At 67.3% G+C, this 23651-nt stretch carries 20 protein-coding genes; 11 read left to right on the forward strand and 9 right to left on the reverse strand.

Going from position 1 to position 23651, the window contains the following annotated elements:
- Positions 1 to 348: 348 nt before the first annotated feature.
- Genes gspD through gspG form a run of 5 tightly spaced genes read right to left on the reverse strand, consistent with a single transcriptional unit; the run spans position 349 to position 4631 of the window.
- The gene (gene gspD, locus AC1RJ5_RS20645; protein WP_269576098.1) at positions 349 to 2406 is read right to left on the reverse strand and encodes a type II secretion system secretin GspD; all 2058 of its coding nucleotides are present in this window, start codon (positions 2404 to 2406) and stop codon (positions 349 to 351) included.
- Positions 2407 to 2417: 11 nt separating this feature from the next.
- Positions 2418 to 3248: a type II secretion system protein N gene (locus AC1RJ5_RS20650; protein WP_269576097.1), complete on the reverse strand. Its 831-nt coding sequence runs from the start codon at positions 3246 to 3248 to the stop codon at positions 2418 to 2420.
- Positions 3248 to 3646, reverse strand: a complete 399-nt coding sequence (gene gspI / locus AC1RJ5_RS20655) for a type II secretion system minor pseudopilin GspI (protein WP_342249849.1) — start codon at positions 3644 to 3646, stop codon at positions 3248 to 3250. Before gspI ends, AC1RJ5_RS20650 begins: the two co-directional genes overlap by 1 nt.
- A gap of 35 nt (positions 3647 to 3681) precedes the next feature.
- Positions 3682 to 4164, reverse strand: coding sequence for a prepilin-type N-terminal cleavage/methylation domain-containing protein (locus AC1RJ5_RS20660; protein ID WP_269576095.1), 483 nt, complete (start codon positions 4162 to 4164; stop codon positions 3682 to 3684).
- Positions 4165 to 4169: 5 nt separating this feature from the next.
- Positions 4170 to 4631 carry a type II secretion system major pseudopilin GspG gene (gene gspG, locus AC1RJ5_RS20665; protein ID WP_493115428.1) on the reverse strand — a complete coding sequence of 154 codons (462 nt, stop codon included), beginning with the start codon at positions 4629 to 4631 and terminating at the stop codon, positions 4170 to 4172.
- Between the two features lie 171 nt (positions 4632 to 4802).
- Here gspG and gspL point away from each other — a divergent pair, with 171 nt between their 5' ends.
- From gspL to AC1RJ5_RS20685, 4 genes are all read left to right on the forward strand, one after another.
- Positions 4803 to 5822 (forward strand): type II secretion system protein GspL, encoded by a 1020-nt coding sequence (gene gspL / locus AC1RJ5_RS20670; RefSeq protein WP_493115430.1) that lies wholly within the window; start codon positions 4803 to 4805, stop codon positions 5820 to 5822.
- On the forward strand, positions 5819 to 6316 hold the full coding sequence (locus tag AC1RJ5_RS20675; protein ID WP_493115432.1) for a type II secretion system protein M: 498 nt from the start codon (positions 5819 to 5821) through the stop codon (positions 6314 to 6316). Before gspL ends, AC1RJ5_RS20675 begins: the two co-directional genes overlap by 4 nt.
- Before the next feature lie 5 nt (positions 6317 to 6321).
- The gene (gene gspE / locus AC1RJ5_RS20680) at positions 6322 to 7797 is read left to right on the forward strand and encodes a type II secretion system ATPase GspE (RefSeq protein WP_493115826.1); all 1476 of its coding nucleotides are present in this window, start codon (positions 6322 to 6324) and stop codon (positions 7795 to 7797) included.
- A 121-nt stretch (positions 7798 to 7918) separates the two neighbouring features.
- Positions 7919 to 9145 (forward strand): type II secretion system F family protein, encoded by a 1227-nt coding sequence (locus AC1RJ5_RS20685; protein WP_493115434.1) that lies wholly within the window; start codon positions 7919 to 7921, stop codon positions 9143 to 9145.
- Between the two features lie 46 nt (positions 9146 to 9191).
- Here AC1RJ5_RS20685 and gspN read toward each other — a convergent pair whose 3' ends face one another.
- A complete protein-coding gene (gene gspN / locus AC1RJ5_RS20690) occupies positions 9192 to 9818 on the reverse strand; it encodes a type II secretion system protein N (RefSeq protein WP_493115828.1) in 627 nt (208 codons plus the stop codon).
- 89 nt (positions 9819 to 9907) lie between these two features.
- On the opposite strand from gspN, the gene AC1RJ5_RS20695 reads away from it, so the two are divergent.
- The 3 genes from AC1RJ5_RS20695 (at position 9908) to AC1RJ5_RS20705 (ending at position 12469) form a co-directional block, all read left to right on the forward strand.
- On the forward strand, positions 9908 to 10948 hold the full coding sequence (locus AC1RJ5_RS20695) for a penicillin-binding protein activator (RefSeq protein ID WP_342249815.1): 1041 nt from the start codon (positions 9908 to 9910) through the stop codon (positions 10946 to 10948).
- 76 nt (positions 10949 to 11024) lie between these two features.
- Entirely contained in the window at positions 11025 to 11597 is a 573-nt protein-coding gene (locus tag AC1RJ5_RS20700) for a PulJ/GspJ family protein (protein WP_493115436.1), read from the forward strand.
- On the forward strand, positions 11594 to 12469 hold the full coding sequence (locus AC1RJ5_RS20705) for a type II secretion system minor pseudopilin (RefSeq protein WP_493115438.1): 876 nt from the start codon (positions 11594 to 11596) through the stop codon (positions 12467 to 12469). The genes AC1RJ5_RS20700 and AC1RJ5_RS20705 overlap by 4 nt, the downstream gene beginning before the upstream one ends.
- 60 nt (positions 12470 to 12529) lie before the next feature.
- Here the strand turns inward: AC1RJ5_RS20705 and AC1RJ5_RS20710 are convergent, their stop codons facing one another.
- The 3 genes from AC1RJ5_RS20710 to AC1RJ5_RS20720 form a co-directional block, all read right to left on the reverse strand.
- Positions 12530 to 14158 carry a response regulator gene (locus AC1RJ5_RS20710; RefSeq protein ID WP_493115440.1) on the reverse strand — a complete coding sequence of 543 codons (1629 nt, stop codon included), beginning with the start codon at positions 14156 to 14158 and terminating at the stop codon, positions 12530 to 12532.
- 171 nt (positions 14159 to 14329) lie between these two features.
- Complete coding sequence (locus AC1RJ5_RS20715; protein WP_493115442.1) at positions 14330 to 15655, reverse strand: sensor histidine kinase; 1326 nt, start codon at positions 15653 to 15655, stop codon at positions 14330 to 14332.
- Positions 15645 to 17045 (reverse strand): sigma-54-dependent transcriptional regulator, encoded by a 1401-nt coding sequence (locus AC1RJ5_RS20720; RefSeq protein ID WP_269576082.1) that lies wholly within the window; start codon positions 17043 to 17045, stop codon positions 15645 to 15647. The genes AC1RJ5_RS20715 and AC1RJ5_RS20720 overlap by 11 nt, the downstream gene beginning before the upstream one ends.
- 401 nt (positions 17046 to 17446) lie before the next feature.
- Between AC1RJ5_RS20720 and AC1RJ5_RS20725 the strand changes: the two genes are divergently transcribed.
- The 4 genes from AC1RJ5_RS20725 (at position 17447) to pelA (ending at position 23493) form a co-directional block, all read left to right on the forward strand.
- Entirely contained in the window at positions 17447 to 18751 is a 1305-nt protein-coding gene (locus tag AC1RJ5_RS20725) for an efflux RND transporter periplasmic adaptor subunit (RefSeq protein WP_342249809.1), read from the forward strand.
- A 20-nt stretch (positions 18752 to 18771) separates the two neighbouring features.
- Positions 18772 to 19452 (forward strand): ABC transporter ATP-binding protein, encoded by a 681-nt coding sequence (locus AC1RJ5_RS20730; RefSeq protein ID WP_269576080.1) that lies wholly within the window; start codon positions 18772 to 18774, stop codon positions 19450 to 19452.
- Positions 19453 to 19473: 21 nt separating this feature from the next.
- On the forward strand, positions 19474 to 21969 hold the full coding sequence (locus tag AC1RJ5_RS20735) for an FtsX-like permease family protein (protein ID WP_269576079.1): 2496 nt from the start codon (positions 19474 to 19476) through the stop codon (positions 21967 to 21969).
- A gap of 234 nt (positions 21970 to 22203) precedes the next feature.
- Positions 22204 to 23493: a pectate lyase gene (pelA, locus tag AC1RJ5_RS20740; protein WP_493115446.1), complete on the forward strand. Its 1290-nt coding sequence runs from the start codon at positions 22204 to 22206 to the stop codon at positions 23491 to 23493.
- The last annotated feature ends 158 nt before the right edge of the window (positions 23494 to 23651 follow it).

Below are 23651 nucleotides of genomic sequence, written 5' to 3' on the forward strand. Positions count from 1 at the left end.
GTTGCCTAGTTCGCTGGGTGAAAAGATCGCCTACCTTGTAGTCATCGGAAATGATGAGCGCATGCCGAGTGTTTTGCGTTCGGCTATCAAGGAATGGGTGCCCGCTATTGGGAGGTTACGGTCTCACCGTGATTGGATTGTGCACGGAAACCTATCTCAGGTAGGCCGCACATTTCGTTGGCGAGCGCAACTTCTGACACTTCGTGGGCATGAGCCAGCGTTCGAGGACCGATATTTCACAAATGATGAATTGCAGGAAAGGATGCGTGAAATTGGAGCCCTCTCTCACGCTATGGCGATAGTGCTCACGCCGATACTCCTGGGAAATGTGAACGCTGCCTCCGCCCCTCAATAAATCCCGTCGATCTCCACCGTCAGCCGCGGCGTCGGCGGGGCGAGGAGCAGGCTGCCGCGCTTGGCATTGGCGATCTCGTCGGCGCGCAGCCGGGCATAGCGGTCCTTCGCTGCCGCCGCCGCATCGGCGCCGTCGCGCAGGATCGTCGGCTTGAGGAAGATGAACAGGGTGCGCTTCTGGTGCTGCTCGCGCCGGCTCTTGAACAGCTCGCCGACGATCGGGATGTCGCCCAGGATCGGCACCTGCTGGCGCGTGTCGGTATAGTCGTCGGCGGTCAGGCCGCCGAGTACGATCGTCTGGCCATTGTCGGCGAGCACCGTGGTGGTGATCGCGCGGCGATTGGTGACCAGGTCCGATGCCGCGGCGGTCTGCGCGGCGGCGATCGACGAGGCTTCCTGGTTCACCTGCAGCCGGATTGTGTCCCCCGCATTGACCCGCGGAAGCACGCGCAGGGTGATGCCCACGTCCTTGCGCTCGATCGTCGTATAGGGGTTCACCGTCGAGCTGTCGGTCAGGATCGACCCGGTCAGGAACGGCACGTTCTGGCCCGAGACGAACTCGCCCGCGACATTGTCGAGCACGGTGATCTGCGGCGTGGAGAGCAGGTTGGCGCGGGTCGAGGTGCCCAGCGCCTGCACCAGGATCGAGAAATCGTCGCCGATCGCGAAATTGGCGTTCAGGCCGTTGCCCAGCACCGATCCGGCAGGCACGCCCAGCGCCTTGAGGATCGTGCCCAGCGATGCGCCCGACTGGTCGAACGAGGTGCCCACGCCCTTCACCTGGTCGAGCACCGCGCCGCTCGTGCCGATCTGCACGCCCAGCTGCTCGGCATCGTCGCCGGTGATCTCGGCGATCGCCGCCTCGATCAGCACCTGCGGGCGGCGCACGTCGAGATCGGTGATCAGCGGCTCGATCGCGGCGATCGCGGCGGGCGTGCCGCGCACCACCACGGCGTTGAGCTCGGGGGCGGGCTGCACGTTCAGCTCCGGCGTCGAGAAGCCCCTCGGCGTCGGCGTCTGCACGTTCTGCATCGTCGTGCCGTTGGTCTGGGCATTCTGCATCGCGCTGCCGATCCCGCCGCTGGTCGAGGCCGAGCTGTTGGGAAGGGCGGAGATGTTCTGGTTGCTCTGGCTCAGCCGCGCGAACGGGTTCGAGCTGCCGCTACCCAGGCTCTTCGCCACGGGATTGTCGGCGCTGTCGCCCTGGCCGAGCACGCCTCGCAGCACGTCGGTCACCGTCTCGGCATCGGCATAGTTCAGGCGGAACATGCGGGTGATCGGCGTGGCGCCGCCCGGCTGGTCGAGCGAGATCAGCATCTTGCGCGCCTCGGCGACCGAAGCCGGGGTGCCGCGCACGATCACCGTGTTACTGCGCGCATCGGCGGCCACCCGCGTGCCGTCGCCCAGCACGGCCTGAAGCGACTGCGCCACGTCGGTCGCATTGCCGTTCTTCAGCGAGAAGGTGATGAAGGTCGCGCCGCTGCCGCCATCGAGCTGGCGGGCGATCGCCTCCACCCGGCGGACATTGTCGGCATAGTCGGTGATGACCACGGCGTTGGGTGTGCTCAGCGGCTCGACGCTGCCGAAGGTCGCGACCAGCGGACGCACCACGCGGGCGACATCGGCAGCGGGCACGTTCTGCAGCCGCACCATCCGCGTCACCAGCTCCTGGCCCGAGGCGCCGCGGCTCGGGATGCCGCCGTCGCGCACCGCATTGGCCGCCGGCACGATCCGCCAGGCCCGGCCCGAGCGCACCGCCGCGAAGCCGTTGGCGCGCAGCACCGACTGGTACAGCTCCCACACGCCCTGCGGCGACAGCGGGGTCGAGGAGGTAACGGTCACCGTGCCCTTCACCGCCGGATCGAGGATCAGCGTCCGCCCGGTGATGCGCGAGATCTGGTCGGATACGTCCGAGATCTCGACGCCGCGCATGTTCACCACCACGTCGCCGGTGCCGGCATCCTGCGGGGCAGGTGCAGTCTGGGCGATGGCAACCGTGTCCAGGGCGATCCCGGCGAGCGCGAGTGCGGCGATGGCGGAGCGAATCTTCACAGGGGCACTTTCTAACGGAGCGGCACGGTAAGCGTGATACGCTTGCCGTCGCGAAGGATCTGGATCTGGGCGTTGCCGTTCGCCTGGGCCGCCGCGAAGGCGCCCTGGGCTGCGGCGGGGTCGGACAGCGACGTGCCGTTGACCGACTGGATCACGTCACCCGCCACCATGCCGGGCGGGCCGTTGTCGCCGATGCGGTATCCGCCCGGCACGGGGGACGCATCGAAGCGCTGGAGGATGCTGCCCACGCTCGCCTGGGGCGGCCCGGCGGGGGGAGGCGGGGCGCCCGGGACGGTGCGGATCGGCGGTGCCCCTGCGGGCGCGGTCACCGGATTGGCGGGGGCAGGGACGGGCTGGCCCTGCGCCGCTGCCTGCCGCTGCTCGGGCGTCAGCGTCGGATCCGGGAAGGCGAGGAACTCGTTGCGCCCGCCATTGGCGAGGATCACCCGGTCGCGCAGGATCGACTGGATCGTCGCGCCGTTGAGATTGTCGCCTACCTTGTACGCCTTGGCCGGCTGGCCGCTGATCGAGATGAACGCGCTGGAGAGCTCGCCCGGTCCCGCGGCGATCACGCCCTTGAGCTCGAGCGGCAGGCTCGTCGCCTGGCCAGCCTCGGAGACCGAGGGCTTGCCGAACGGTGCCAGCGCTACCGCCGCGCCGATATCGGGTGCCACGGCCGGGCCGCTGGCCCCCGAAGGCACGGTGATCGCGCCGGTGCCGGCATGGCCGGCGATCCGCCAGGTCAGCCCGGCAAGCGCCACCGCCACCGAGACGACCATGGCGCCGGTGAACAGGTTGAGTCCGATGCGCGCCTGGCGCGGGGTCAGGGTAAGGCCGGTCATTACAGCTTCCGTCCGTCCACGAAGCCGTCGAGCGATGCAAGCGCGCTGTTCTCCTGCCCCGCGAACACCTGGACGCGAACGCGCTGAATCTCGGGATCGTCGGTCCGCCGCCGATCCACCGAAACCCGCCATGCCTGGCCCATCATCTCCACCTGCTCGCTCCCCGGCGCGCCCGCTTCCAGCTCGGCGAGCCGGTTCTCGGCCACCCACATGGCCGTAGTGCGGCGCTCGATCGCCCGGGTGGAATCGATATGCGATTCGACCGTGCGCATCAGGCCCACCGTAGCGATGGCGAGCACCGCGAGCGCGACAAGGGCTTCGATCAATGAAAACCCGGCGTCGTCGTGCCCGCCGTCATCCGGCGGAAAAGCTGGGCCCCGGCTTTCGCCGGGGAACAGCTTTGCGTGTTCCGCTAGGGGAGGCGGCCCAACCTTCACAACTTCAATCCCGTCGCCGGAAACGCACGCACGGTCATTCCGTCATAGACGACCGTCCACTTCCGCTGCCCGCTCTCGATCACCGCCTGCATCGGCTTGCCCGCGCCATCTACGCCGAGCACCACCGGTGGCTTGACGCTCAGCGTCATCACCATGCCGCCAGGCAGCTGATGGAAGCCGAACGCCTTGTCCGTCCTTGGCACGATTCCGCCGTCGCGGTTCATCACCGCGAAGCCGTATCCGTCCTTGCGCACGGTGAAGGCGACGGTCCGGTCGCCGAGCATCGCATCGTCCGCCGCCGACTGGAGCATGGTCGCCAGCCGCCGCGCCTCGGTCTCCACGCTCGGCGCGCGGGTAACCGAGCCCATGCCGAGCGCCACCGCGCCCGCCATCACGCCGATGATGGCCAGCACCACGAGCATCTCGACGAGCGTCATGCCCGTCTCGGAGGGGCGTCCAGTGATGTCGGCCCCCCGCATGGGGATCAGCCCTTGCCTTCGATGTCGGCGTCCACGCCTTCGCCGCCCACCTTGCCGTCCTTGCCGAGCGAGCGAATCGTGAAGGCGCCGCCTTCCGAGCTGTACTCATAGGGCTTGCCCCAGGCATCGAGCGCGGGGGCGGAGAGATAGCCGCCCTGCGGGAAGGTCGCCGGCAGCGGCGGCGTCGTGGTCTTCTCGACCAGCGCCTTCAGCCCCTGCTGGGTGGTGGGATAGTCGCCATTGTCGAGCCGGTACATCTTGAGCGCGCCGGATATGGCGGCGATGTTGCTCTTGGTGGCGGTCGCCTTTGCTTCGTCCGGGCGGCCCATCACGTTCATCGCGACAAGCCCCGCCACGATCGCAATAATCACCAGCACGATCATCATTTCGATGAGTGTCAAACCGGCCTCGCCCTCGGGCACGGCGTGCTTGCGGTCCTGCACCTTAGGTGCAATGTGAGTACGCACCTCAGGTGCGATGTCATGGAACTGTTTCAAAACTATGCGCATCCCCGCCCCATGCGTCCTGCCCATGAAGCAAATGTGACAATGAGCCCAAACGCCACGGGTGCGCCCGACCCAAATATTCCCTCCGCCGCAGGTGTGTGGACGCTGGCGGGTGACCGCCTGATAATAACCGTGCGCGATTGGCCCGCAACCATTCTCGTCCCCACCGGCCAGGTGCGCCTGCTCGCGGTGGACCTGCCGCTGCCCAGCCATGCCCGCCGCGTCGCGGCGCTGCCCTTCGCAATCGAGGACCGAATCGCCGAGCCGGTCGATTCGGTGCACGTCGCGCTCGGCGAGCAGATCGCGCCCGGCCGCTATCTGGTCGGGATCGTCCGCCATGACGTGATGGCCCGCTGGGTCGCCCAGGCCGACGAAGCCGGGATCGGCCATGCCGCGATGGTGCCCGACGTGCTAACCCTGCCGCGCCCGGCCGAGGGCTGGGCGGTTTCGCAGTCCGGCGGCCGTGCCGCGGTGCGCGATGCCGATGGCACCGGTTTCGAAGTCCCCGCGCCGCTGCTGCGCCCAGCCTGGGAAGCCGCCGATCGCCCGGGCATCATCAGCTATGGCGAGCCGCTGCCCGACGACATGCAGAAGGGCTCGGCTGCGCTCGACGCCGCTGCTTTCGGCCCCGCCGCCGGTGCCGCGGTCGCCGCGCTCAACCTGCGCCAGGGCGCCTATGCGGTCCGCAAGGTCGCCGGATCGAGCCTCTGGCGGAAATTCGCCTGGGTCGCCGCGATCGGTGCTGCCGCGCATGTCGTGATTGCGCTCGGTGACGTGATAATGCTGCGCAGTATCGCCGATCGGCGCGAGGCGGAGACCCGAGCAGCCGCGCTGGTCGCGGCGCCTGGCATCGCACTGGGCGACGATCTCGCCAATTCGATCACCGGCCTGCTGCCCACCGGCGGCGGCCAGGTGCCGCAGCTCTTCCTGCCGCTGGTCAACCGCGTCTCGGGTGCGCTCGGTCCGCTCTCCGGCGCTCTCACCGTCCGCGCTATGACATTCGAGGGCAGGCTGCTCACCCTCGATCTCGAAGCTTCGCCCGATATCGGCTTGCAGGGTCAGATCGAGTCCGCGCTCAAGGGCGCCGGGGTAGGGGCCCAGGTCGTGCGCTCGCCCGAAGGCGCGATCCGTATTACGGCGAGTGCCGCATGAGACTGATTCTCGCCCGCATGCCGGTGCTCGACGCCGCGCTGATCCGCTTCGATGGCTGGTGGAGCGGCCGCAGTCGCCGCGAGCAGGTCATGCTCACCGGCCTCGCGCTGTTCCTCGCCGCGCTGGTGCTGGTCTTCGGCATCATCAAGCCGCTCCAGTCCGCCCGCGCCTCGGCGCTGCAGGATATCCGCACCTATGAGACGCTCACCGCGCGCATCCGCGCCGCGGGCACGCTCTCCTCGGGCCAACCCCAGCGCCGCCAGGGCTCGCCGGCAGACGTGATCAAAGGTTCGACCGGCAGCTTCGGCCTTACCGCCACGGTCTCACCCGTCACCGGCGGTGCCCGTGCAACGATCGCCGATGGCAGCTATGACAGCGTCATGGCCTGGCTCGCCGATCTCTCGGCAACCTCCAGCCTGCGGATCAAGCGGGTGGACATCCAGCGCACTGCTACCCCTGGTCGGGTCAGCGCCACCGTGGATTTCGGCGCATGAACGAGATGCTGATCCTGACCGACGACGCTCCCGCCTCGCTGCCCTACAGCTTTGCGCGCCGCAACGGCGTGCTCCTGCGCGTCACCGATGCCGGGCTGGAATGCGCCCACAAGGCAAGTGCCGCGCTCGACGGCCTGCTCGAGGTCCAGCGCCTCGCGCCCGCCGCGCGCTTCGTCACCTTGCCCGACGAGGCGTTCGACGCCGCGCTCAGCGCCGCCTATTCGGGTGCCGGTGCCGCCGCCGATATCGATCTGGGCGACATGGACCTTGCCGCACTCGCCGACAGTGCTGCCTCCGTCGACGACCTGCTCGACACTCGCGACGACGCCCCCGTCATCCGCCTGATCAATGCGCTGCTGCTCGAGGCCGTGCGCGAAGGCGCCTCGGACGTGCATATCGAGACGCAGGAAAAGCGCCTCGTCGTCCGCTTCCGCATCGATGGCGTGCTGCGCGACATGATCGAGCCGCCGCGCGCGCTCGCGCCGCTGCTGGTCAGCCGCATCAAGGTGATGGCCAAGCTCGACATCGCCGAGCGCCGAATCCCGCAGGACGGTCGCGTGACGCTGCGCATCGGCGGCCATGACGTGGACGCCCGCGTCTCGACCATCCCGACCCAGCATGGCGAGCGCGTGGTGATGCGTCTGCTCGAAAAGGGCTCGCTGCGCCTCGACATGGAAGTGCTCGGCATGAGCGAGCGCGACCGGGGTGTCTTTACCCGCCTGCTCGAGCGCCCGCACGGCATGCTGCTCGTCACCGGCCCCACCGGCTCGGGCAAGACGACCACGCTCTACGCAGCGCTCAACAAGCTCAACGACCGCAAGCGCAACATCATGACGGTCGAGGATCCGATTGAATATGAGCTGGCCGGCATCGGCCAGACCCAGGTCAATCCGCGCACCGACATGACCTTCGCGCGGGGATTGCGCGCGATCCTGCGCCAGGATCCCGACGTCATCATGGTCGGCGAGATCCGCGATCAGGAGACCGCCCAGGTCGCCGTCCGCTCGTCGATGACCGGCCATTTCGTGCTCTCGACGCTCCACACCAACAGCGCGGTCGGCTCGGTCACCCGCCTGATCGACATGGGCGTCGAGCGCTATCTGCTTGCCCCGATGGTTGTCGGCCTCTGCGCCCAGCGCCTCGTCCGCAAGCTCTGCCAGAGCTGCGCTCGGCTCGACGAAGCGACCGAAGCGGATTCGCTCCTGCTCGGCGGCGCACTCAAGCCCGGCAAGAAGGTCTGGCGCGCGGTCGGCTGCGCTGAGTGTCATGACGAGGGCTATCGCGGCCGCGCCGGCCTCTACGAAGTCGTCGCCGTGGACGAGAAGTTCCAGAAGCTCATCCACGACGGCGCCTCCGAAGCCGAGCTCGAAGCCCATGCCCGCAAGGAGAACCCCAGCCTGCTCGACGACGGCATCGCCAAGGTGAAGGCCGGCGTGACCACCGTCGAGGAAGTCGCCCGGGTGGTGAGGGACGAAGGGTGACCACGGTCCCCGCAAATATCTGTTCCCCGGCGCAAGCCGGGGCCCAGGGTTGCACGCGACACGCTGCTTGGCTCTGCGTCCCGGCTTGCGCCGGGGAACAGCGTAATTCGAGGCATCGCTAGTGCCCGCCTACGCCTATCGCGCGGCTGACAAGACCGGCGCCGCCCGGAAGGGCATCATCGAAGCCTCCAGTCCCTCCGCCGCACGCGCAATGCTTCGCGAGCAGTCGCTGCTACCGCTCTCGGTCGAGGTCGCAGCGGAGAAGGGCGCCAGCCTCGGCAGCATCGAGCTTCCCCGTTTCCGCCGTGCCGGTCTGTCGTCCAAGGCGCTGGCTACCGTCACCCGCCAGATCGCGACTTTGGTTGGCTCTGACATCGCGATCGAGGAATCCCTGCGCCTCGTCGCCACCCAGTCCGAACAGGCCGCGACCAGTTCGCTCCTGCTCGACGTCCGCGCCGCGATCCTCGACGGCCGCAGCTTCGCCGCCGCGCTGGCCCAGCATCCCAAGGCCTTCCCCGAATTCTACCGCGCCTCGGTCGCGGCGGGCGAGGCCTCGGGCAAGCTGCCCGACGTGCTCAACCACCTCGCCGAGTTCGTCGAGAACCGCCAGGCGAACGGCCAGAAGCTCCAGCTCGCCCTGATGTACCCAGCGCTGTTGGCTTTGGTGTCGATCGGCATGATGGCGCTGCTGCTCGTCTACATCGTGCCGGACATCGTGAAGGTGTTCGTCTCGCGCGGCGCCGACCTGCCCTTTCTCACGCGCCTGCTGATCGCAGTGAGCTGGTTCCTGCAGAATTTCGGGCTCTACCTGCTGCTCGGCATCGCCGTGGCGGGGCTGGTCTTCGGCCGCTGGGCACGCGTCCCCGCCAACCGCCTGCGCATCGATCGCTTCTTTTCGGAGAAGCGCCCGTTCCGCCGGTTCAGCCGCCAGCTCAGCGCCGCCCGCTTCGCCGGCAGCCTCGCCACGCTGGTCGGCAGTGCGGTGCCGCTGGTCGATGCGCTCCATGCCGCCGCCGCGGTCACGCCCAATCGCTGGGTCCGCGAAAAGGCGATCGGCGTCGCTACCCGGGTGCGGGAAGGCATCAGCCTGCGCGCCGCGATGAGCGAGGCGGGGGTCTTCCCCTCGATGCTCGTCGCGATCGTCGCCTCGGGCGAAAGCTCGGGCAAGCTCGCCCCCGCGCTCGGCCGCGCCTCGGACGAGCTTCAGCGGGAACTGGATGCGCTCGTCTCCACCCTGGTCGCGCTGGTCGAGCCGCTGGTGCTGCTGGTGATGGGCGGGCTGGTGCTGATGATGGTGCTGGCGATCCTGTTGCCGATCATCAACCTCAACAACCTGGTTGGGCTCTAAGCCAGTTGCTCAGCTGTTCCCCGGCGAAAGCCGGGGAACAGTGAAGTCACATCTGCCCCTGCACCGTAACCCCGGCAGGCAGCCCGACGAACGGCAGCACCGCCGCACCGTCCGCAGTCATCGAGATCTCCAGCGCGCCGCTCTCGCTGAGCACCGCGGTCATCAGCGTCTTCATCCGCTGGGCCGAGGGTGCGACGCGGATCGTCGTGCGGTCGCCGACATGCTCGGCGGTGATCAGCAGGGCAGGGACCGCCACCGGTCCGCCGCCATTCTTCGCCCGGCAGCTGCCCGGATCGGTGGTGATCTTGCCATCCGCCATCCGCGCCCCGCCACCGCTCGCGATCCGCTGCATCTCCACCTGCATCGTCAGGTTGCAGGTGAAGGGCAGGTTGGGCTGCAGCGCCTTGAACAGGCTGGCATCTGCCGATCCGCTGACATGGTCGAGCACCGTCCGTCCGCCGAGGTGCTGGAGCATCTGCCCGCCTAGGTCGGTGTCCGGCCCCGTCGCCTTCCAGTCGGCGGCAAAGGCCAGGCTGGTCAGCGAGCGCAGCGGCGCCATGTGCCAGGCGAAGGTCGCGCCGCCCGCGACACCCACTTCGCCGTTCCACACCGTGCCCGCCACGCCGGTACGCCACGGCGCGTTCCGGAAGATCACGCTCGCCGGCATCGTCACGAGCAAAGCGAGCAGATACGCCCCTATGCCGATCAGGGCGAAGAGGATAATAGACCGGCGTGACCCGCTTTCCCCTCCCAGAGTCGGCAATGGATCGACGGTCCCTGCTGAAGTCGCTGCAATCAGGACTGGTCGCGTCAGCGGCATCGGTCGTGCTTCCCTCTGTCGTCTTCGCAGCGGACAAGAAGGACAAGCGCCCCATCGCCCTGCTGCTGCCGCTCACGGGGCCGCGAGCGCGGCTGGGCCTTAGCATGCGGCAGGCGGCGTTGCTCGCGGAAAACAATGCCTATGTGCAGAGCTTCGACACCGGCGGCACCGCGGCCGGTGCCGCTGCCGCGGCCGCCAAGGCGATCAAGCTCAAGCCCGCGCTGATCCTCGGCCCGCTCAGCGCGGAGGAAGTCCCCGCCGTCTCCAGCGCGATCGCCGGCCGCATCCCCGTGATCGCGTTCAGCAACGACTCCGTGCTCCGCGCGCCCGGCACCTGGATCTTCGGGATCACCGCCGGGCAGGTGACCACCGCGATCCTGCGCTATGCCCGCACACGCGGCATCAAGACCGTCACGATGATCGATGACGGCTCGCCCTGGAGCGCTGCCGCTGCGCTCGCTGCCGGCAAGGCCGAAGGCGAGCTCGGCATCACCGTCACCGTGCTTCAGGTGAAGCCCGGCCAGCCGCTGCCCAGTCCGGGCGAAGCGCCCGACGCGGTGCTGCTTCCCGGCTCGGGCGAGACCGTCCTCGCCGCCGCCCGCGCGCTCAAGGATACCGGCATCCAGCTGCTCGGCACCTTCCAGGGGCTCGACAACCGCCCGGCCGCGCTCGCCGCGCTCGAGGGCGCCTGGCTCGCCAGCCCCGATCCCAACGCCTTCGGCACCTTCGCCAGCGCCTTCCAGGCCCGCAACGGCGGCGATCCCGGCACGATCGCCGCACTCGCCTATGACGCCGCCGGCATCGCCAACACGCTGCGCGCCGACAATCGCCTCGGCATCGAGGGGCTGATGGACGCCAAGGGCTTCCACGGCGTTACCGGCCCGGTACGCTTCCGCACCGATGGCTCGGTCGCCCGCGACTTCGCGATCGTCGTCGCCGGCCCGACCGGCTACACCCCGGTGGCGTCGAGCTCGGGTTCCTAGGATTGTCGTGGCCAGCACCATCCTCCTCCAGCACCCCGGCGAAAGCCGGGGGCCAGGGTCAAGCAGGGCGTCGCCCGTGACTCTGGATCCCCGCCTGCGCGGGGACGACGAAGGGGAGGGCGAAACCGGCTTCACCCTGATCGAGCTGATGATCTCGCTCGGCCTGTTCGCGCTGATCGCCGTCGCCGGCCTCGCGCTGGTCGACGGCATCATCAAGGTCCAGGGGCGCACCGAGAAGCGCCTCGATCGCCTCGCCGACCTCCAGCGCGCGATGTTCGTCGTGTCGAGCGATATCGACCAGATTTCGGTCGGCCGCGTCGAGGGCGGGGGCGAGAAGCTCAGCTTCACCCGCGCCGCGCCCGGCTTCGGCGGGCCGGCGGTGCCGCTCCAATATTCGGTCGCCAACGGCAATCTCGTCCGCGGCTCGGGCGCGATGGTGCAGACCGTGGTCGGCGGCGTCGCCAATGTCCGCTGGCGCTTCTTCGACGGCACCGCCTGGAGCCCGCGCTGGCCGATGCGCGAGGAAGACAAGGACAAATGGCCCCGCGCGATCGAGATCGCCCTCCAGGCGACCGGCCCGGGCGGCACGCCGGGCGCGCTGCGCCGCGTCGTCACGCTGCCCGATCAGGCGGAGTATCCCAAGCCATGAGACGCCGCGAAGACGAAGCGGGGATGATCCTCGTCAACGTGCTGATGTTCGTCGCGATCGCGTCCGGACTTGTGCTATTGCTAATCAATCGCGAAGAAATCGCGCTCGATCGCGCCCTGCGGACCCGCGAGGCGGCCCGTGCCCTGGCCGTTGTCCGCGGCGGCGAACTCTCCGCCGTGGTCGCCCTCCGCCGCGACATGGTCGCCGCGCCCAATGAGGACAACCAGACCGAGCCCTGGGCGAAACTCTCCGAAAGCGCCGCCCCGATCGAGGGCGGCACCTTCGATCTCGCGATCGCCGATGCCGAGGGGCGCTTCAACCTTAACATGCTGCGCGGTGGCGATGCCGGCGCGATCGTGCTGTTCCAGACGATCGCCAAGGATGTCGGCCTGTCGGCGGAGGATGTGGTCAAGGCGGTCACCTATGTCCGCCTCTACGGGCCCGTCACCGATATCCGCCCGCTGCGCATGGCCGGGCTCGAGCCCCAGGCGACCGCCCGGCTCGAGCAACTGGTGACGGCGCTGCCCGGCACTACCGCGATCAATCTCAACGCCGCCAGTCCCGAGATGCTGCAGGTCCTGTTCCGCGACCCGCTCGCCGCCCAGCGCCTCGCCGAGATCCGCGCCCGCAACGGCAAGCTCACCCTCAAGGACCTGGGCGACCTCAACCTCTCGCTCCCCTGGGGCACCGGATTCCGCTCGAACACCTTCTGGGTCCGCACCCGCGCGACGATCGGCACCACCAACCAGCAGGCGGCGGTGCTGATCCAGCGCGTGCTGCGCCAGGACGGCAAGATCGCGGTCGGGGTGGTGGAGAGATGGCGGGGGGCTAGCGTGCCGCCGGATGCGCCGGGGTTTGTGGTGGGGCGGTGATTGCGCTGGATTAGTTACTATTGAGCCCGAATTATTGGCACGCGGCATTCCGCGATCGAACTAGCTTGCGTCCTTCTGAGCTCTAATGGCAGTAGCTGCGGAGGAGAGGATGCCCGCCAAAAGTCCAAACTCTATCGGGTAGGAGGCGCCCAATAGAGTGAGCGCAGTTCCAGTGGGAAGTGCCACTACAAGAAAGCCTAAACCCGCAATAGCTCTCTTGCGGGAGTCTGAGCCCACCTCCTTTGCAAAGAGCTTTACCTCGCGTGCCACCGCCTTCAACACGTTCGCAACCGAACGCAATTTGGCGGCGTCAGAAAGGGGATTGGTGCCGGCCTCTGAAAGGCTATTCAGACTGTTCTTCAGCGCCGGCTCCACAATTTCATCTGGCATCGCGACCAGCGTTCCGACTATTTCCTGCAAAGCCACCTCATCTGCCTCACCGAGGGATTTCGCGCTCAGCGCCTCCTCCCGAAATAGCCGATAGACAGGAAATTGCTCAGATAAGCTTTGAAGATCCTGTAGCAATGTGAATAGGTCGGAAGAATCGACGTCCATCAATTGCTCGCGGATTGTAGGCGCCAATCGGACCAGCCCATCGACCGATACGCCAACCGCCAATGCATTCCCTTCAGTGAGCGGTTCTGCGAGCAGGCGTGCCAGTTCTGATAGGCGCCGCCACAATGAAGGCGCGCTGTTCTTGCCTGCAAGTTCGCGAAGAAAAGCTTCTATCGCTTCACGATGATGTGCGCGCAGAGACTCTAGAGTGTCCGATGCGATTCTAGACTGTGGAAGTGTACCCTTTCTGAGCCTCAGCTGGTTATCGGTAACAATCGCGTCGATAGGGGCAGCCTGAGGCGCGAGAGGCTCCACTTCAGCGAGTCGCTGCTGGGCATGTCGATGGGGCTCCTCCGGGGCGAACTCGGTCATTAAGAGCGATTGGATGATGGTGTGGCGCACCGTTTCTCGCTGGAAGGGCTTGGTGATCAGGTAGGTAGGATCCGGTCGGTGCCCAATCAGCAGTTGCTCCGGGAAAGCCGTGATGAAAACGATCCGCGTGTCGATCTTGGACACGATTTCGATCGCTGCGTTTGTCCCCGAGAATCCGTCTGCGAGTTGAATATCCGTAAGGATTAGATCCGGCCGATTCCGAACTGCAGAGGCCACAGCTGCGGCTTGGGTGGCGGCCACATCGACAACGGAAAGGCCGATATCCCTGACGGTTTGCTCAAGATCCATGGCGATAATTGGCTCGTCCTCGAGAATCAGGACCGAGCCATTTAACATCCCGGAAATTTCGGCGAATGCAGTTCTGGCCAGTTCGTCGAATTCGCGTCTGCCGACCTCCAGGATCTTGGCTGACTCATCAAATGAGAAGCTTGAGCAGTACATTAATATAAAGGCTGCTCGATGTGGCAGGTCTAGGGTATGCAAATTGTACGCTAGTGGTGGGTGGCCATCAAGATTGAGGGGGAGTAGTTGCCCGTCAGCCTCGTATTCCCCGAGCGCCTCAAGGAAAAGCGCGTAGAATGTAACGAGCAGGTCTTGTTCTGATATCGCGCTTCGTATCTGCTGAAGGCGTGCGTAGGCAGTTTCCTCAATTTTCTGACTGACAATTTCCCCTCCTGCCAGAAGGGTCGAGAAGCGCAGGGGAAGCAGGCCGTCAACATCGATTTTACTGCGCGTGATCAAACTCAGCCCCCAGGAATATCTGGTCTGCGAGCATGGCGGTGCGGCTTCGGCTTATCAATATCAGATGGTTTCAAATCTCCTTAATCGGCTTGCTATCTAATCAAGTGAAAGCCTAACCACAGGTGTCACGTCTCCAGTGGCGCCAGCCACTAACCCAGCGGCCCTCACCCCCTAAATCAAAATCCGGAACACCGCCCCGCCACCCTCGGCATCGCCCACATCGATGCTCCCGCCATGCGCCACCACGATCTGCCGCGCGAGGTTCAGCCCCACGCCCGTCCCGGTCGCGCGGGTGGTGAAGAAGGGCAGGAACACGTCCTGGCGCAGTCCTTCGGGTACGCCGGGGCCATTGTCCTCCACTTCGATCACCAGTGCCTCGCGGTCGGCGAAGAGGCGCAGCGCGAGGCGGGGCGGGCGGTCCTGGCCGGCCATGGCCTGCGCCGCGTTCTGGAGCAGGTTGATCAGCACCTGGGCGAGCAGGTCCGGATCGGCCTCCAGCGCCAGCCGCGCTGGAGTCACCTCGATATCCAGCGGCACCTCGGGCTCGCGTGCCGCGAAGATGCGGCCCAGTTCCTCGGCCCAGGGCTGGGCGGCGAAGGTCTGGCGCTGCAGCTCCGGCGTGTGCGCCACCGCGCGATAGGCTTCGATGAAATGCCCCAGCCCATGCGCGCGCCGGGCGAGGGTGGAGACCGCCGCCCGCGCATCGCCGATCCGCGGGTTGCCTGCCAGTTCGGGATCGTCGAGCAGGTCCGCCGCCGTCGCCGCCAGCGAGGTCACCGGGGTCAGCGAGTTGAGGATCTCATGCGTCAGCACGCGCACCAGGTCGGTCTGCGCCGCCATTTCCACGGCATCCAGCGTCCCCTGGATCGGCTGTACCGTCACCGCGCGGATGCTGCGGCCGAGCCGCTCCAGCGTACCCGAGCGGACCAGCACGCGCTGCGTCCGCCCCTCGATCGCCAGCAGCAGGATCTCCTCGGCCGCATCGCCGCCCGCCAGCCGCTTTGCTAGGGTCGCGCCATAGACGGCATAATCCTCCGCCCGCGTGCCCGGCGCGCCGCGGAACAGCCGCCGCGCCGCCTTGTTGGCCGGGTCGACATGGCCTTCGCCGTCGATGGTCAGCAGCGCCACCGGCATGTCGTCGACCAGCGCCTCGAGGAAGCGCATCTCCGCCGCGCTCGCCATCTGGCGCTCGCGCAGCCGGTCCATCGCCCCGTCCAGCGCCGCGCCCAGCGCCTCGAATCCGCCGCCATGGGTGCCGCCGAAGCGGGCCGAGGTGTCGTCGAAGCGCAGCGCCTCGACGAAGCGGGCGAGCGCGACATTGGTGCGCGACACCAGCCGCCACATCCCCCAGAGCGCGCCCGCGACCAGCAGCAGCGCGACGATCCGCGCGGCGCCCAGCCCGGGGGTGAGGAAGCTCAGCACGGCCGCCGTCACCGCCGCGGCCAGCGCGGCGATCCAGGCGATCAGGCCCAGGGTGAAGCGCCGGTCAAAGCCCATGCTTCTCCATCCGGCGATAGAGCGCGGCGCGCGACAGGCCGAGCTCGTTGGCGGCCAGCGAGATATTATAGCCGTGCTTCTTCAGCGCCTCCTCGACCAACCGGCGTTCGACGCGCTCGAGGTTGAGGTCGTCGCTCGGCCCAGGCGGGCGGGGCGGGGTGATCGCGGTGGCGGGCACGACGCGCGGCATCGCGCGGACCAGCGCGAAGTCCTCGGGCTCCAGCGCCTCTTCGCGCGCCAGGATCACAGCGCGCTCCAGCGCGTGGCGCAGCGCGCGGACATTGCCCGGCCAGTCATGGTCGAGCAGCGCCATCCGCGCCGCCGGGCTGAGCTGCGGCACCGGCCGGCCATAGCGCCTGGCGTAGTGCTGGAGATAATGCTCGATCAGCTGCGGCACGTCCTCGCGGCGGTCGCGCAGCGGCGGAAGGTCGATCTCCACCGTGTTGAGGCGGAACAGCAGGTCCTGCCGGAAATGGCTCTCGTCGCGCAGCTTCTCGGGTGGGAGGTTGGTCGCGGCGATCACACGGATATTGACCGGCACCGGCTTGTTGGCGCCCACCGGTGTCACCTGGCGCTGCTCGAGCACGGTGAGCAGCTTGGGCTGCAGCCGCAGCGGCAGATTGCCGATCTCGTCGAGGAACAGCGTGCCCCCGTCCGCCGCCTGGATACGGCCGACCCGGTCGGTCCGCGCGTCGGTGAAGGCGCCCTTCACATGGCCGAAGAGTTCGCTGTCGATCAGCTCCTCGCTCACCGCGCCCAGGTCGACGGTGAGCATCACCTGGTTCGCCCGTAGTGACTGGCGGTGCAGCTCGCGCGCGACCAGCTCCTTGCCGGTGCCGTTCTCGCCGAGCACCAGCACATTGGCGTCGGTCGGCGCGGCGCGGCTGATCAGCGAATGCACCCGCGCCATCGCGGGCGAACCGCCGAGCAGGGGCGAGGCGCCCGCCTGCGCCGCCGGGGCGGGGGCTGCGCTCCCGCCGCCCACGGCCTTGCGCGAGCGGCGCAGCGAAGCGGCGGTGCGCACGGTCGCCAGCAATTTCTCGTTCGACCAGGGCTTGGAGACGAAGTCGGTCGCCCCGCGCTTCATCGCCGAGACCGCGACCTGCACCCCGCCATGCGCGGTGATCATCACCACCACCATCTCGGGATCGACCGCGAGCAGCTTGTCGAGAAAGGCCAGTCCCTCGCTCGCGTCCGTAGCGCCGCGCGCGAAGTTCGCGTCGAGCAGCACCGCGTCGGGCGTGCGCGCCTGTACCAGCGGCAGCGCCTCGTCGGGGCTGCGCACCGCCTCGACATCCTTGAACAGCCGCCGCAGCAACAGCCGCGACGCCATCAGGATATCGTCGTCGTCGTCGATCACGACGCAGAAATCGAATTCCGGATCGCCCATGCTGCCCACTCCCGTACAGTTACTGTGCGGAACCGGACAATCAAATTGCGTGCCAAGCCACGGTCCCCCCGAAAGCGCAATTGGCACGGGACATGCTGACACTGGGATGAACGGCGCATCCGCCGGCGGAGGAAAATCGTGCAGCGGTCGGCAGGGGGAATGCGCAAGGGAGCGGTGATCGCGGTGACGATCCTCCTCCTGTGCCTGCCCCGCGCACCCCTGGGGATCGATCTCCGCATGGACGGCGCCGGCGGCCATGCCGTGCTTCGGCTCGGCATCACATCGTTACGGATAGCGTTCGATTCCGGACGCGCCTGTCCGAAATCGAACACTTGCCACGCCGCCGCCGATCCTCGGCCCGAGGGAGCGGGGCTGGCACGGCACTTGCGAGGATTGGGGGCATGACAGTGCTACGGATGCAGAAGGAAAAGGCGGGCGCCGTCTCGGGCAGCGGGATGGACCAGGTGGTCGAGAAGCGCGCGCTCTCCACGCGCCTCAAGGTCGCGCTCGGCGTGGTCGCCGCCGCGCTGGCCGCTGCTGCCTTCTGGTGGTTCGCCCCGTCGGGCGTCAGCCAGACCGTGACGATGGACCGCGTGACCATCTCCAATGTCACGCGCGGCACCTTCGACGATTTCATGCCGCTGCGTGCCCGCGTTACGCCGCTGCTGACCGTCTATATCGACGCGGTCGAGGGCGGCCGGGTCGAGAAGATGCTGGTCGAGGACGGCGCCACCGTCGCCGCCGGCCAGCCGATCGCGCTGCTGTCGAACGCCGAGCTCCAGCTCTCCACGCTCGCCCGCCAGACCGAAGTCGAGCAGCAGATCAACAACATGCGCAGCCAGGAGCTGTCGCTGGCCCAGACCCAGCTTTCCAACGAGCGCGCCGTGCTCGCCGCACAGACCGCCTATGAGAAGGCCCGCCGCCAATATGAGCGCGAAAAGCCGCTCGCCGACAAGGGCTTCGTCTCGGGCAAGCAGTTCGCCGATACCGAGGCCGATTACGAACTGAGCCAGCGCAACCTGGCGGCCCTCAAGCGCAGCCAGAGCACCGATGCCCGTCTCCAGGGCAGCCAGCTCACCCAGCAGCAACAGGCGGCGAAGTCGATGCAGTCCGGCCTCGCCATCGCCCGCGCCAATCTCGATGCGCTCCAGCTGCGCGCGCCGGTCGCCGGCCAGCTCTCGGGCTTCTCGGTCCAGGTCGGCCAGTCGCTCGGCCGCGGCGAGCGCGTCGGCCAGATCGACAGCCCCGGCCGCAACAAGCTGATCGCCGGCGTCGACGAATTCTATCTCGGTCGCGTCCAGATCGGCCAGAAGGCGGCGCTCGACTGGAACGGCAAGCGCTACGGCGCGAAGGTCACCAAGATCTATCCCCAGGTGCAGAACGGCCAGTTCCAGGTCGATCTCCAGTTCACCGATGGCGAGCCGCCCCAGCTCCAGCGCGGCCAGACGATGCAGGCCCGCCTCACGCTCGGCGATTCCGCCCCGGCGCTGCTGATCCCCAACGGGGCCTTCTACAGTGATACCGGCGGTGCCTGGGTGTTCGTGGTCGCCCCCGGCGGCGGCAGCGCGGAGAAGCGCAACGTCCGCCTCGGCCGCCGCAACAGCGATTTCATCGAGGTGCTCGACGGCCTCGAACCCGGCGAGCGGGTGATCACCTCGCCCTATACCGGCCTCACCGACAAGACGCGCCTGGACCTCACCAAATGACGAACCAGAAAGGGAATCCGATGCTGCAGATGCGCGAACTCTCCAAGGTCTACCGCACCGACACGGTGCAGACGACGGCGCTCGACGCGATCGACCTCGAAATCGCCCAGGGCGAGTTCGTCGCGATCATGGGCCCCTCGGGCTGCGGCAAGTCGACCCTGCTCAACATGATCGGCATGCTCGATAGCCCGTCCTCGGGATCCTATCTGTTCAACGGCCAGGAAGTCGCGGGGCTCTCCGAGAGCAAGCTCGCCGATGTCCGCAAGGAGAATATCGGCTTCATCTTCCAGAGCTTCAATCTGGTCGACGAGCTGAGCGTCCGCGACAATGTCGAGCTCGCCCTGCTCTATCACAATGTCCCCGCCGCCGAGCGGAAGCGCCGGGTGGACGAGGTGATGGACCGTACCGGCATCGCCCACCGCGCCAAGCATCGCCCCAGCCAGCTCTCGGGCGGCCAGCAGCAGCGCGTCGCCGTCGCCCGCGCGCTCGTCGCCAGCCCGAAGCTGATCCTGGCGGACGAGCCGACCGGCAATCTCGACACCCAGCATGGCGAGGAAGTGATGCACATGCTGCAGACGCTGAATGCCGAGGGCTCGACGATCGTGATGGTCACCCACTCGCCCGCGCATGCCGATTATGCCGGCCGCATCGTCTCGATGCTCGACGGCCGCGTCCTCCAGGAACGCCGCCGCGCGGCCTGATCGAAAAGGGGGAGAAAGCCCATGTGGCGCAATTATCTGACGGTCGGCCTGCGCGCGCTCGCGAAGAACCGCACCTATGCCTTCATCAACCTGTTCGGGCTGGCGATCGGCCTGGCCGCCTGCCTGCTGATCCTGCTCTACGTCCAGTATGAGCGCAGCTATGACGACTGGCTGCCCGATGCGAAGCGCACCTATCAGCTCCAGGTCTATTATGAGAGCAAGACCAACGGCGACAAGTTCCAGAACCAGGGCGCGCCCTATGTGACCAAGGCGGCGCTGCTCAAGGATTTCCCGCAGATCGAGAGCGCCACCTATATGGGCGGCCCGCCGCTCACCCTGATCAAGGATGGCCAGGCAACGGTCGTCGATGACGGGCGACTGGTCGACAGTGCCTTCCTCGACACGATCGCGCTGCCGATGGCCCAGGGCGACAGCAAGGCGCTCTCGCGCCCGGGCACCGTGGTGATGAGCGAGTCGGAAGCGGTCCGCATCTTCGGCTCGAAGAACGTCGTCGGCCGCACGGTGACGCTGCTCACCGCCGGGCGGAAGGACGATTATCGCATCACCGGCGTGTTCAAGGACGTCCCGAAGAAGTCGCACCTGACCGGCAAGATGTTCGCCCGTGCCGACTTCCCCAGCATGTTCCCGGAAGACAATGGCTATCTCACCAGCTGGGGTTGGACCTCGGGCTGGGTCTATGTGAAGCTGCGCCCGGGCACCGATGTCGCCACGCTCAACAACCAGATGGACGCCTGGGAAAAGCGCAACATCCCGGACGAGACCTTCAACGGCAAGAAGGTAAATGCCGGTGACGAGCGCACCTTTGCCCTGGTCGCGGCACCCGATGTGCATCTCGGCCGTGCCACCGGTTCCGGGATGGCGCCGGGCAACGACGTGCAGACTATCGCCACCTTCGCGGTGATCGCGCTGCTGATCCTTGCCATGGCCTGCATCAACTTCACCAACCTCGCCACTGCCCGCGCCAGCCAGCGCGCCCGCGAAGTGGCGCTGCGCAAGGTCCTCGGCGCCACGCGCCGGCAGCTGATGGCCCAGTTCCTCGGTGAATCGGTGCTGCTCGCCACGATCGCGATGTTGCTCGCGCTGGCGGTGGTCGAGATCGCGCTGCCCTGGTTCGGCAACTTCCTCGATGCCGATCTCGAGCTGCATTATTTCGGTCATGGCGGGCTGATCCTGCCGATGATCGGCCTGGTGCTGCTCGTCGGCGCGGCGGGTGGCCTCTATCCGGCCTTCTATCTCTCCCGCTTCCAGCCGGCCCGTGTGCTCAAGGCGAACAAGTCGGCGTCCGACGCGGAAGGCTCCGGCCGGCTGCGCAGCGCGCTGGTGGTGATCCAGTTCGCCGTCTCAATCGGCCTGATCATCTGCACCGCGGTGATCTATGCCCAGAATGTCTACGCGCGCTCGCTCGATCCGGGATACAAGCGTGCCGGCCTGATCCAGCTCGCCGGTGTCGGCTCCCGCATCCTCGAGCCCCAGGCCGATGCGCTCACCCGCGCGATCGCGCAGGTCCCCGGCGTGGAATCCAGTGGCCGCACGATGATCGGCGTCATCACTGGCCAGTCCTCCACCACCGGCGTGGTCGTGCCGGGGCGCGAGGATCCCGTGGATATGGGCATCTACGGCGTCGATGCCGGCTTCTTCCCCACCATGCAGATCCGCACCATTGCGGGCCGGGTGTTCGACGAGCGGCCCGCCGACGACATGACCACCCCGGTGCCGGAGGATCCGGCGGCCGAGCGGGCGCTGGTCGCGCGCGGCGGGCATATCGTCATCAACGAGAGCGGCGTGAAGCGCCTCGGCTTCAAGACCGCGCAGGACGCGATCGGCAAGACGATCCGCTACGGCGTGAAGGACGAATATGGGGGGATGATGAACCTCACCATCATCGGTGTCGTCGCCGATGTCCGCTTCCGCACCGTCCGTGCCGCGATCGAGCCGACCATGTACCTGCTCGACAAGCATAATGTGAACTGGCTGGTCGCGCGCTTCCACGGCGATCCGCGCACGGTCCGCGCGGGCATCGAGCAGGTCTGGCGCCGCTACGCCCCCGATCTGCCCTTCGATGCCACGCTGGCCGACGACATCATCGCCCGTGCCTATGAGAAGCTCGATGCCCGGGCGCAGATGTTCGGCATGTTCGCGATCCTCGCGGTGGTGATCGGGTGTCTCGGCCTGTTCGGTCTGGCTGCCTTCACGGCGGAGCGGCGGACCAAGGAGATCGGCATCCGCAAGGTGCTGGGCGCGCGCACCAGCGACATCGCCCGGCTGCTCGTCTGGCAGTTCACCCGCCCGGTGGTGATCGCCAACATCATCGCCTGGCCGGTGGCTTGGTGGCTGATGCGCGAGTTCCTCAACGCCTTCGATGCCCGCATTTCGCTCACTCCGGTGCCGTTCATCGGCGCCAGCCTGCTCGCGCTGGCGATCGCGGTGCTCACCATCGGTGCCCACGCCATCCGCGTGGCGCGCACCAATCCGGTTCATGCCCTGCGCTACGAGTAGGCGCGTCAGTTCGGGGTCATGAAGGGCGGGCGAGGGGGCAACCCCTCGCCCGTTTTTCGTTGGACTCCGTCCCCGGACACCACCCAGGCGTCATCCCGGCGAAAGCCGGGATCTCAGGCGAAGGCGCAAGGAAGGAGCCGCACGAGATCCCGGCTTTCGCCGGGATGACGGAGGGGGATTTACCCAAACCCACAGCGCGCTATCCTCCGCCCAATACCAAAATCGGGAGGGGACATGATTCGTATCGCAAAGATCGCTCTGTTCGCAGCTGCAGCGATGACACCGGTGGCATATGCCGCGGTCGAAGTAATCGGCAAGATGACGCCGGCTGAGCCGATCACGCATGCGCGGATCGCGACGCTGCCGATCGGCCAGCAGCGCGCCTGGAACGTCTATCTCGACAAGTCGGTCGGGCTGATGGAGGCCGACAAGGCCGCGCTCGCGGCCGAGCGCGCCGACGGCACCTTGCCCACGCCCGTCTCGCCGCCCACCGGTCCTTCGGGCGGCAGCGGCATGCCGCTCGACAAGCCGGCCGGCTGGTATGCGGGTGCCGATGCGCGCCATGTCGCCGACAATATCGTCAGCTTCCAGACGCCTGCCGGCGGCTGGGGCAAGAATGTCGATCGCACCGGCCCGGTCCGCGCGCGCGGCGAGCATTATGTGCCGATCGAGAAGCTGCCGGCCAATGCGAAGTCCGACATGTCGGACGAGAATTGGAGCTATGTCGGCACGATCGACAACAACGCCACCACCACCGAGCTGCGCTTCCTCGCCCGCGCCCAGGCCGCCGCGCCGGGTGCCGAGGGCAATGCCTATCGCGAGAGCTTCCTCAAGGGCATCCGCTACCTGCTGAACGCCCAGTTTCCCAATGGCGGCTGGCCCCAGGTCTATCCGCTCCAGGGCGGATATCACGATGCGCTCACTTTCAACGACGATGCGCTCTCGTCGGTGGTGGGCGTGCTGGCCGAGGTGGCGCGCCACCAGGGCGATTACGCCTTTGTATCGGACCAGCTCGCTCTGGAAGCCAAAGCTGCCTGCAACAAGGCGATCCAGCTGATTCTCAAGACTCAGGTGGTTATCGACGGCAAGCGCACGGTGTGGGGTCAGCAGCATGACGCGCTCACCCTGGCGCCGGCGGGCGCCCGGAACTTCGAACCAGTCGCACTGTCCTCGGATGAGAGCGCCGACCTCCTGGTCTTCCTGATGAAGCAGGCGGGGCGCTCGCCCTCGGTCGACGCGGCGGTGGCGGACGGGGTCAACTGGCTGAAGGCGCACGCGATTCACGGCTTCGTGTTCGAGAAGGGCCCGGACGGCCGCAAGCTCATCGCCAGGCCCGGCGCCGGCCCGATCTGGTCGCGCTACTATGACATCCAGACCGGCAAGCCCATCTTCGGCGACCGGGACCGTACGATCCATACGGACGTGAACGAACTCAGCGCCGAGCGCCGCAACGGCTATAGCTGGTACAATAACGGCCCGGCCAAGGCCCTGGCGACCTACGACAAATGGGTGGCGAAGAAGTAACGGGGACGATCCGTCACCCCGGCTTTCGCCGGGGTGACGAATTACCTGTCCTACACGCGCATGTTCCGCTAATGTTCCAGCGTCCCGCAAGGGCCGCTCTTTGAACCGTCAGGGAACCCGCGCAAACATTCGCGCATGGAAGCGTATGCAGATGCACC

The organism is Sphingomonas sp. GW822-FHT03G08 (assembly GCF_058801135.1).

Coding starts and splice junctions, on each gene's coding strand:
- AC1RJ5_RS20650 (WP_269576097.1), bottom strand. CDS start 3,248: ATGACCGGCCTTACCCTGACCCCGCGCCAGGCGCGCATCGGACTCAAC.
- AC1RJ5_RS20660 (WP_269576095.1), bottom strand. CDS start 4,164: ATGCGGGGGGCCGACATCACTGGACGCCCCTCCGAGACGGGCATGACG.
- AC1RJ5_RS20675 (WP_493115432.1), top strand. CDS start 5,819: ATGAGACTGATTCTCGCCCGCATGCCGGTGCTCGACGCCGCGCTGATC.
- gspE (WP_493115826.1), top strand. CDS start 6,322: ATGCTGATCCTGACCGACGACGCTCCCGCCTCGCTGCCCTACAGCTTT.
- AC1RJ5_RS20695 (WP_342249815.1), top strand. CDS start 9,908: ATGGATCGACGGTCCCTGCTGAAGTCGCTGCAATCAGGACTGGTCGCG.
- AC1RJ5_RS20705 (WP_493115438.1), top strand. CDS start 11,594: ATGAGACGCCGCGAAGACGAAGCGGGGATGATCCTCGTCAACGTGCTG.
- AC1RJ5_RS20715 (WP_493115442.1), bottom strand. CDS start 15,655: ATGGGCTTTGACCGGCGCTTCACCCTGGGCCTGATCGCCTGGATCGCC.
- AC1RJ5_RS20720 (WP_269576082.1), bottom strand. CDS start 17,045: ATGGGCGATCCGGAATTCGATTTCTGCGTCGTGATCGACGACGACGAC.
- AC1RJ5_RS20725 (WP_342249809.1), top strand. CDS start 17,447: ATGACAGTGCTACGGATGCAGAAGGAAAAGGCGGGCGCCGTCTCGGGC.
- AC1RJ5_RS20730 (WP_269576080.1), top strand. CDS start 18,772: ATGCTGCAGATGCGCGAACTCTCCAAGGTCTACCGCACCGACACGGTG.
- AC1RJ5_RS20735 (WP_269576079.1), top strand. CDS start 19,474: ATGTGGCGCAATTATCTGACGGTCGGCCTGCGCGCGCTCGCGAAGAAC.
- pelA (WP_493115446.1), top strand. CDS start 22,204: ATGATTCGTATCGCAAAGATCGCTCTGTTCGCAGCTGCAGCGATGACA.